Here is a 9,837-nt window from a genome sequence, read left to right as displayed (position 1 = left end):
CTATAAATGTTAAGTTTTAGATTATTAATACAATTGAATGTAAAAAAACACAATTCGATTGCTAATTGCAAAATTTGATTTGTAGATTAGCCATCGAATTTTTTTATTGACTAAATGAAGAACATATTTCTCGCTATACTTTCAGGGGCTTTACTGGCCCTAAGCTGGCCTACTTATGGATTTGCAGGACTTTTATTTGTCGCATTTATCCCTCTTTTGGCTTCAATCAATAATATTTATGAATCAAAGGTTAAAAAAGACGGTTTCAAAGTTTTTGGACTTGCGTATTTGTCTTTTGTAATCTGGAATTTCATTACTACATGGTGGCTTCATTATGCTGATTTTTGGGCCGGATTATTCGCAGTTTTGGCAAATGCTTTTTTGATGGCCTCAGTTATTAGAATATATTACTTTGCCAGAAAGAGAGTAGGAAATCATCTGAGTACTATGTTGCTTCCTGCTTTATGGATAAGCTTCGAAAAGATGCATCTCAACTGGGATTTGTCGTGGCCGTGGTTGAATCTGGGAAATGGATTTGCCGAATATTATAAGTGGATTCAATGGTACGAATATACTGGTGTCTTTGGTGGTTCGCTTTGGGTTTGGATAGTAAATTTAACCTTGCTGACAGGCGTTCTGAATTATTTGAAAAGTAAAGATGCAGTAAGAGTTATTCCGGCATTAATTCGTGTTGTTGTATTAATTTCAGTACCAATTGGAATTTCTTATTACATCTATAATAATTATGAGGAAAAGGGAATAGAAAATAATATAGTTGTATTACAGCCTAATCTCGATCCTTATGGGGAGAAATTCAGGATTGGAGATGATATATTAAGTGAGCAACTGATTGATCTGGCCGGGAGTAAGATTGGCGACAGCACATCATTTGTTTTTGGACCGGAAACCTCTTTGCCCGATGGGATGGATCGTATTCACATGAAAAGGTACCGGTCAGTTAGGGGGATAAAGGATTTCGTAGCGAAACACAATAATGTGAGTTTTGTGAGTGGAGCAACTCTTGTTCAGCGTTATTATAAAAAAGAAGACGCTACAGAAAGTTCCAACATTTCCCGAAACGGAAAAATGTGGTACGATATATCTAATTCTGCATTTATGGTTGATTCATCTGATTCAATCCCTGTTTATGATAAATCAAAACTGGTTGTAGGTGTAGAGCATATGCCATTCAGAAATATAATTAAACCACTTTTGGGCGATTTTATAATTAATCTGGGTGGTACTGTGGGTACACATGTTACACAGGAGGAGAGAAGTGTTTTTACTAACGAATATTATGGAATTTCAACAGCGCCAATTATTTGTTATGAATCTGTATACGGAGAATTTGTTACCGGTTACGTGCAAAATGGGGCAAACATATTATCGGTTGTTACCAACGACGGATGGTGGCAGGAGTCTCAGGGACACAAACAACATTTATCATTTTCACGGATAAGAGCTATTGAAAACCGCAGGAGTGTTGCAAGATCGGCAAATACCGGTATTTCTGCTTTTATTAATCAAAAGGGCGATATCCTGAAATCGTTACCATACAATAGCAGAGGAGCACTTTCGGGTAATATATTTGCCAACAACGAGTTAACAATTTATACCCGGTTTGGAGATTATATTGCCAGAGTTGCAATGTTGATTGCTGCACTTATTTTTCTTTATGTTTTAACTGTTCGAAAAGACAGCTTGTCTTATTAATTTTAGATTAAGAGTAAAAGATTATTGTATCAATGTCAATAAATCGAAATTTCATTATACATAAACCATATGGTTTCCTGAGTCAGTTTATCACTAATCAGACCAAAAGGAAAAACAAGAAGTTGCTAGGTGAATTATTATTTGATTTTCCTGAGGGGACAATGGCCATTGGTAGACTTGATGAAGATTCTGAAGGCTTGCTATTGTTGACCACAGACGGAAAGTTGAGTGAGCAGGTAAGGAGTAATAAAGTTGAAAAGGAGTACTATGTTCAGGTTGACGGTATAATAGATGAAACTGCAGTAAAGAAACTTCAGGATGGAGTGGAAATTAGTGTAAACGGGAAAAAATACACGACTAAACCATCAAAGTCATCAATTATTGAAGATCCCGGTTTTCCGGAGCGATCACGTAAAGTTAGAGATGACAGACACGGACCTACTAGTTGGGTATCTGTAATTATTTCGGAGGGAAAGTTCAGGCAGGTGCGGAAAATGACTGCCGCCGCTGGTTTTCCAACTTTAAGACTGGTTAGAATTAGAATCGGGAATATTTTATTGGGAGAACTTAGTTCGGGGCAGGTTATTGAGGTCGATGATAATTTTGCATCCTTATTCTGATTTGTTTTTATCATTATATCATCTTCATAACTCCATAAAAACTTAGTATTTTAGCATTATACATGTAAATTTGAATAACAGATCAGTAATTATAGAGATATGCAAAAATCTATTCTAACTTTTTTAGGTACCGGAACATCACAGGGGATACCTGTTCCCGGATCGGATCATCCTGTTAGTCATTCTAAGAGCAAAAAAGATAAGCGATTAAGAACTTCGGTTCTTTTGAATATAGAAGGAAGCAATATAGTTATAGATTGCGGACCTGATTTCAGATATCAGATGTTGCGCGAAAATGTGCGACATGTAGACGCAATATTTCTCACTCATGAGCACAGCGACCATATGGCCGGTATGGATGATATCAGACCTTACTATTTCAAGATGGAAGGAGATATGCCGGTTTTTGCACAAAAGAGAGTACTGGAGGCAGTAGAGGAGAGGTTCCCTTATATTTTTCACGATGATAAATATCCCGGAGCTCCCGGTGTTGATGCCAATGAAATAACAGATAAGGAGTTTGAATTCAATGAAATAAAATTTCAGCCAATATTTTTAATGCACGGGAGTTTGGAAGTAGTAGGTTTTAGAGTGAAAAACCTGGTTTATATAACCGATACTAACCATATCCCTGAATCGGAATACAATAAGCTGAAAGATGTTGATATTTTAGTGATAAATGCATTGCGTCACGAGAAACATCATGCTCATTTTAATCTGAAAGAAGCTTTAGAGGTTGTAAAGAGAGTGAAACCCAATAAAACTTATTTTACCCATATTAGCCAATATCTGGGATTTCATGAAGAAGAGGAAAAGAAATTACCGACCAATGTACATTTAGCCTATGATGGATTGAAGTTGGAGTTTTAACTTGGCCCATTAACCTATTACCCCATTAAATCATTAGTTCATTAAATCATTAGAAAACAAAAAGGCAGCAACAATAGCAAGTTGTTACCACCTTTTTAAATTACCACTATGAGAATTATTCAAACACTAGCTACATTTTGAGTAGCCACATGATTTACATTTTAAGCATCCTTCTTCGTAAACAAGACCTTCGGGATCGCCACATGTAGGGCATTTTTTATCCACAACGGTTTCGTCTCCATCAGGAATGTATTTCTTCAATGAACGTGCAACACCATTTTTCCAGGTATTAATATGCTCATCGTAAAGGTTAAGGTTGTTAATAAGGTCAATAACCAGGTGAATTGGCATTTCGTGACGTAATACTCCCGAAATTAGTTTTGCATAGTTCCAGTATTCTTTGTTGAACGATCTTGACAATCCCTGGATAGTTGTTTTATAACCATCCTTATCAGTATATTCAAAATCGTAACGACTCTTATCGTCACCGTTTTTATTCTTAATAATAAGTCCGTTTTCTACAGAACTTGGTAAGTTGAATGCATCTTCTGCTTTACCGGTGAAAACTTCATATGGTTTACCGTCGATAGTTCCGATTACTGCAATCCATTTTTCATAATCGTTTTGGAAGCGAACAACATCGGCCTCAAGAACTTTAGGACGTTTTGCAGGGAATGAAGTTTTACTTTTAACTTCTTCTTCCTTCTTGTCGTCTGATGAAACCAGTACTCCCGAACGTGAACCGTCTCTGTATACAGTTATTCCTTTCAGACCCTGTTCCCATGATTCCAAATAAATATCACTTACCTTTTCAAGAGACACATCGCTTGCAAGGTTTATTGTAGAACTGATAGAGTGAGTAATATATTTTTGAATTACGGACTGAATTTCAATTCGTTTTTTCCAGTCGATCTCAGGAGCGGTAGCACCTGCATACGGACTTTCCGAAATCTCGGTTTTACCCGTAACATCCATCCATGTTTTTAGCTTATGGTGATATACATCGAATTCTTCGAAAGCATCGCCCATATCATCTACATAAGAAACAACAGCACTTGGATCGTTTTGATTTACTTTTCTTCTTCGTTTATACGATAAAAGGAATACCGGTTCTACTCCCGAAGATGTATGTGCCAGCATACTTAAAGTACCCGTTGGTGCTACTGTAGAAACAGAAATATTTCTACGTCCGTTTTTCATCATTCTTTTGTACAGAACAGGAAATTCTTTTTCCATCATTTGTACAAATTCAGAAGTATTCTCAATATTAGGATCAAATCCGTCAAAACTACCTCTCGTTACCGACATATCAACCGATGAATCAAATTCGGCCGTTAGTTTTGTGCGCATTATTTCATCGATTACAGCAATCGATTCGCTTGTGTCGAACTTCAAACCTAAGGCAGCAACAGCATCAGCTAAAGCTGTAAATCCTAAACCGGTTCTCCTGCCTTTTTTACCTGTTTCGTAAAGAAGTTTCCAGGTTTCAACTTCGTTTGCCTTGATATTATCAGGCTCAGAGTCTGCATCAATTTTATTTAAAATTCTTTCTACAGCCTGTAGCTCCAGATCAACTAAATCATCGTTCAGTCTTTGGGCTTCGTATGTAGCTTTATAGAATTTGTCGAAATCAAATTTTGCCTTTTTTGTAAATGGATTGTCAACAAAACTGTATAAGTTCAAAGCAATTAGTCTGCAACTGTCGCCTCCCTGCATTCCGATTTCAGAACACGGATTTGTAGAACTGTTCTCAAATCCCGGATAAACAGATGATGTAGAGTAGTAGTGCTGTCTGTCCCAGAAAAGTAATCCCGGTTCAGCTGTATTGTGTGCCGACTTTATAATAACATCCCAAACGTCTCTTGCCTTAACAGTTTTAGTATATTTTGGATCTTTACTGTCGATTGGCCAACGGTGAGTGTAATCAGTATCATTTTTAACCGCAGTCATAAACTCGTCAGAAAGGCGAAGAGAAATATTTGCTCCGGTTACTTTACTTAAATCCTGTTTTATGGTGATAAAGTCCATTACATCAGGATGAGCAATGTCGATAGTTAACATCAATGCTCCTCTGCGTCCGTTTTGTGCAACTTCGCGGGTTGTGTTCGAAAAACGTTCCATAAACGATACTGCACCGGTTGTAGTTCCCGCAGCATTTGATACAAGAGCATCTTTTGGACGTAAATTAGATATATCAACACCTACACCACATCTGCGCTTAAACAGTTGAGCCAGTTGCTGATCGGTATGCATAATACCACCGTATGAATCGTGTACAGGTGGAATTACAACACAATTAGAAAGCGAAGCAATGAATTTGTTATTACCCAAAGCAGACATTACACTACCTTGTGGTATTATATATTTAAATTTATCAAACAATTCAAAAATCCTGTCACCGGTAAGAAGTTTTCTTTCTTTTCCGTATTTAGATAATCTTGTTTTTTGTTCTTTAGATAAATCGTTACCGTATTTTTCTTCAATAACCGCGAACTTGTCTGCCATCCTTTTGTGCATGTCTTCAGGCGACAGTTCAAAATAGTTTCCTTCGGTATCTTTTATTGCATATTTATTGATCCATGTTGTAGCAGCCAGTTCATCCCCCTCAAAATATTTCAAGCTCGCTTTTAAAACCTCTTCATGCTTGTAGGTCTTTTCCATTTTAGTAGTAGGTATTTGTTCTATCATTGTGATAATCTATTCATTAAATATTTACGCTTTCTGAAATCAAATATAGAAGAATAGTCCGGAAAAAAAATTTATTATCGCTTATTGTTATCAACATTAATTGTTGAAAACAAAAATTGTTATTTAAAAATTATTTTCCTTTAAAGTGTGTTAAGTGTAGGAAAATCAGATAGTTGTGATTTTGACGGGTATGGTCTGAGCTTGTTTTAAAATAAAAAAAATAAAAAAATATTTTTTATTTTTCATTTTTTTATTCCTCGCAGGTCAATTAATGCAGTGTTGTAGTTATAGATGCTAAGTAAATATATAGAGATTAATTAAACAAAAAATAATGTAGGAATTATTTTTTTAGTTATTAACATTTTGATGATTTTATATCATTTGATTTTCACTAAAAATTAATCCAAATAATTATTTTGAATAAGGATGAAAAGTGGAAGATTTTAAGTTGTAATCATAGTATTTTGTATTTTTTAAAAATGTAATTTTATTTGTATATTTGGGTGGATTAACTTTCATTTAGTAATTGCTTAATATAATTAGGTACATGTTTATTCAGGATTTTATTGCTGATATAAGGTATATTCATATCAAACGTAGAGATAACTACCACTACTAACATTTATTTCTTCCCGAAATAGATTGATAAACTCTGCAATTTTTACAGATTATTAAAAATAGATTGCCTTTACTATTGTATTATAGTATAAGGTGTATTGCTAATAGTCTAATATCTAATATCTAACATCTAAAACACATGAAATTACCATATGCAGAACCATTTAAAATTAAGATGGTTGAAACAATTAAAAAAACTACACGCCAGGAACGTGAAGAGTGGATAGAAGAAGCTAAATTCAATTTGTTTAACCTTGACAGTGATAAAGTATTTATAGATTTGTTAACTGATTCAGGAACAGGCGCGATGAGCGATAAGCAGTGGGCCGAAGTAATGACAGGAGATGAAAGTTATGCGGGTTCAATTTCGTTTACTAAGTTGAAAAATACCGTAAAGGAACTATTGGGCTTTGAGTATTTTCTTCCAACCCATCAGGGTAGAGCTGCAGAAAATGTATTGTTTTCGGTACTGGTAAAAGAAGGAGATGTAGTTCCCGGAAATTCTCATTTCGATACTACAAAGGGACATATTGAATTTAGAAAGGCAAAGGCGATAGATTGTACAATAGATGAGGCTTTTGATACAACAGCTCAACATCCTTTTAAAGGAAATGTTGATCTGGATAAATTAGAAAAAGTCCTAATGTCGAACCCGAAAGAAAAAATTCCATTTACTTTAATCACGATTACTAATAATACTGCAGGAGGACAGCCTGTATCGATGAAAAATATTCGTGAAGTATCGGAATTGTGTAAAAAATATGAAATCCCTGTGTTTTTTGATATCGCCCGTTTTGCAGAGAATGCATATTTTATAAAAACACGTGAAGAAGGCTATAAAGATAAAAGTATTAAAGAAATTGTAAAAGAGATATTTACTTACGGCGAGGGTGCCACAATGAGTTCTAAAAAGGACGGTCTTGTAAATATTGGCGGGTTTATAGGATTAAAAAGCAAAGAGATATTTCGTGAAGCTTCTACTTATAATATAATGTTTGAAGGTTTTATTACCTATGGAGGAATGAGCGGGAGAGATATGGCAGCTTTGGCACAAGGACTTAAAGAAGCAACTACATTCGAATATCTTGAAAGCAGGATAGGCCAGGTGAAATATCTTGGTGAAAAACTATTGGAATATGGTGTTCCGGTACAGGAGCCGATAGGCGGACATGCTGTTTTTGTAGATGTTAAACGTTTTTTACCACATATTCCCCAAAGTGAGTTTCCTGCTCAGACTCTAGGAGTGGAGTTGTATATAGAAGGTGGAGTGAGAGGTGTGGAAATCGGTACACTGTTGGCCGACAGAGATCCGAAGACAAGAGAAAACCGCTACCCTGATTTGGAGCTGCTGCGTTTGGCTATTCCGCGTAGAACCTATACTCAAAATCACATGGATTACATTGCCGCAGCGCTGAAGAATGTTTACGATCGCCGAAATGAAATTAGAAAAGGACTGGAAATAGAATGGGAAGCTCCTATCTTGAGGCACTTTACCATTGAGCTTAAAAGAAAGCAGACTGTTAATGATGTAGTGATGAAGTGACGAGTGATGCAGTAAAAAAAAACGGATTTGAGAATATCAAATCCGTTTTTTATTTATTAATAAAATCTAACACTAATCATTTATATCATTGATAAGCTGATCTGCAACTTCGTATTTTCTGTTGAGGAATTCCTCAAAGAAAAATTCTTCTTCTCCCAGTGCAGGTTGTAAATCATCAATCCAGATGGCTTTTTCGTCGTATTCGGCAAAGAATGGTCTTCCAACCCAATCAGGATTTCTTCCCTGAACAAACTGAAGATTAAAGTATTTCTTTCCTTTAATTTTTACAACACCAAGAACCTGGATTTTACCAGGATTGGCCGACATACTCGGACCTTTTACAGTTCTTACTATTCCGCTTACTTTAGTGTAGGCATTTCTGAAAATATCCCAGGCTTCAACTAAGGGAACAGAGAAATAATCCTGAGCACCGGTATCGCGTGCTAAGAACATATAGTATGGAATTAAACCTAAATCAACCTGTTGACGCCACATTGTTGCCCATACATCAGCATTGGCGTTTATATTTCGCATTACAGGCGACTGAGTCCTTATAATCGCTCCGGTTTGTTGTATAACCTTTATTGCATCTTTAACAGCTTTGGTTTTCAATTCAGCATGATGGTTAAAGTGAGCCATAAAAGATACATGTATACCACTATCTACAATCTTTTTGATAGTTTCGATCAACTCCTGTGCATCTTCATCGTGCGTATAGCGATAAGGCCAGTATCCAAGTGATTTTGTTCCGATTCTAATAGTTTTAATATTCGGAAGATCGGCTTCCAGGATAGAGTCAATATAGGCCTTGAATATTTTTGATTTCATCACCATCGGATCTCCTCCGGTAAAAAGAATATCTGTGATTTCAGGATTTTGTTTAATGTATTCTATTACCAGTTCTATTTCCTTCATTGCAAATTTAGCCTCATCCATTTGGGTAAATTGAGGCCAACGGAAGCAGAACGTACAATATGCATGACATGTTTGTCCCTGTTGAGGGAAAAACAGCATAGTTTCGCGGTACTTGTGTTGAACACCCGGTAATTTATGACCATTTACCTCGGGAACATTGTCGGCTTGTCCCGCAGGTGCAGGATTAAGCTGCAAGCGGATAGAATCTGTTAACTCTTTGATTTGCGATTTATCGGCACCCATTCTCATCAGGTCGGCAACCTGCTCGAAATGCTCTGTGCTAAGCATCTCTTTTTGTGGGAAAGTTAATATGTATATTGGATCAGTACTGTAATTATTCCAATCAATTAATTCATCAACTACATAGTTATTAACCTTAAATGGCAATACTGCCCCAACTACGTCTATAATAAACTTTTCTTCTTCAGATAATAAACTCATCTGAGGAATCTTTTTATAATTGTGATTAGAATAAGATTTGTACTTCGCCTGCTCCATAATATACTACTAATTATTTGGTTAATGAATGCTGTTTTTTCTTTGTAATTCTGACAAGTAGAATTGCTTGATAAGTAGCAATGTAATTACTTTTCAACGCTGATTTTTTGGCCGTGCAAAACTAAGAAAAATATTTTAAAACCGGGTTGTAATTTTACGTTGATATAATTCTTGAAAAGAATCCTAATAATTTACGATTTTTTTTTAATATAGCAAAACGATAATGGATTTGAAAATGTTAACATTTATGATGATGACGAATAAAAGGGGAATTGTAGTAGAAAAATTATATTTAATAGTGTTTATTGCCTTTTTCATTACTGAAAAGGTAACAGCACAGGAAAAATATTACGATTTAAAGGCCTTTGAATC

Annotated in this window: 6 protein-coding genes; 4 read left to right on the top strand and 2 right to left on the bottom strand. The window is 35.6% G+C overall.

The window, feature by feature from the left end; all coding sequences use genetic code 11:
- Positions 1 to 114 precede the first annotated feature (114 nt).
- From lnt to ABFR62_11000, 3 genes are all read left to right on the top strand, one after another.
- A complete protein-coding gene (lnt, locus tag ABFR62_11010; protein MEN8138950.1) occupies positions 115 to 1,713 on the top strand; it encodes an apolipoprotein N-acyltransferase in 1,599 nt (532 codons plus the stop codon).
- Positions 1,714 to 1,745: 32 nt separating this feature from the next.
- Positions 1,746 to 2,333: a pseudouridine synthase gene (locus ABFR62_11005; protein ID MEN8138949.1), complete on the top strand. Its 588-nt coding sequence runs from the start codon at positions 1,746 to 1,748 to the stop codon at positions 2,331 to 2,333.
- A 99-nt stretch (positions 2,334 to 2,432) separates the two neighbouring features.
- On the top strand, positions 2,433 to 3,203 hold the full coding sequence (locus ABFR62_11000; protein ID MEN8138948.1) for an MBL fold metallo-hydrolase: 771 nt from the start codon (positions 2,433 to 2,435) through the stop codon (positions 3,201 to 3,203).
- Positions 3,204 to 3,329: 126 nt separating this feature from the next.
- Here ABFR62_11000 and ABFR62_10995 read toward each other — a convergent pair whose 3' ends face one another.
- Positions 3,330 to 5,891, bottom strand: coding sequence for an adenosylcobalamin-dependent ribonucleoside-diphosphate reductase (locus tag ABFR62_10995; protein MEN8138947.1), 2,562 nt, complete (start codon positions 5,889 to 5,891; stop codon positions 3,330 to 3,332).
- 757 nt (positions 5,892 to 6,648) lie between these two features.
- Between ABFR62_10995 and ABFR62_10990 the strand changes: the two genes are divergently transcribed.
- Positions 6,649 to 8,052, top strand: a complete 1,404-nt coding sequence (locus ABFR62_10990; protein ID MEN8138946.1) for a tryptophanase — start codon at positions 6,649 to 6,651, stop codon at positions 8,050 to 8,052.
- A gap of 72 nt (positions 8,053 to 8,124) precedes the next feature.
- On the opposite strand, the gene ABFR62_10985 is transcribed toward ABFR62_10990, so the two are convergent.
- The gene (locus ABFR62_10985; GenBank protein MEN8138945.1) at positions 8,125 to 9,408 is read right to left on the bottom strand and encodes a lysine 2,3-aminomutase; all 1,284 of its coding nucleotides are present in this window, start codon (positions 9,406 to 9,408) and stop codon (positions 8,125 to 8,127) included.
- Between the last annotated feature and the right edge of the window lie 429 nt (positions 9,409 to 9,837).

The sequence above is a fragment of the Bacteroidota bacterium genome (assembly GCA_039714315.1).
Taxonomy (GTDB): domain Bacteria; phylum Bacteroidota; class Bacteroidia; order Flavobacteriales; family JADGDT01; genus JADGDT01.
The sequence above is the reverse complement of the archived record's forward strand: the minus strand, read 5'-3'. Positions and strand labels throughout refer to the sequence as shown.

Bases quoted from the DNA above. Each gene is read 5' to 3' on its own strand.
- lnt (MEN8138950.1), top strand. From the start codon at position 115: ATGAAGAACATATTTCTCGCTATACTTTCAGGGGCTTTACTGGCCCTA.
- ABFR62_11005 (MEN8138949.1), top strand. From the start codon at position 1,746: ATGTCAATAAATCGAAATTTCATTATACATAAACCATATGGTTTCCTG.
- ABFR62_11000 (MEN8138948.1), top strand. From the start codon at position 2,433: ATGCAAAAATCTATTCTAACTTTTTTAGGTACCGGAACATCACAGGGG.
- ABFR62_10995 (MEN8138947.1), bottom strand. From the start codon at position 5,891: ATGATAGAACAAATACCTACTACTAAAATGGAAAAGACCTACAAGCAT.
- ABFR62_10990 (MEN8138946.1), top strand. From the start codon at position 6,649: ATGAAATTACCATATGCAGAACCATTTAAAATTAAGATGGTTGAAACA.
- ABFR62_10985 (MEN8138945.1), bottom strand. From the start codon at position 9,408: ATGAGTTTATTATCTGAAGAAGAAAAGTTTATTATAGACGTAGTTGGG.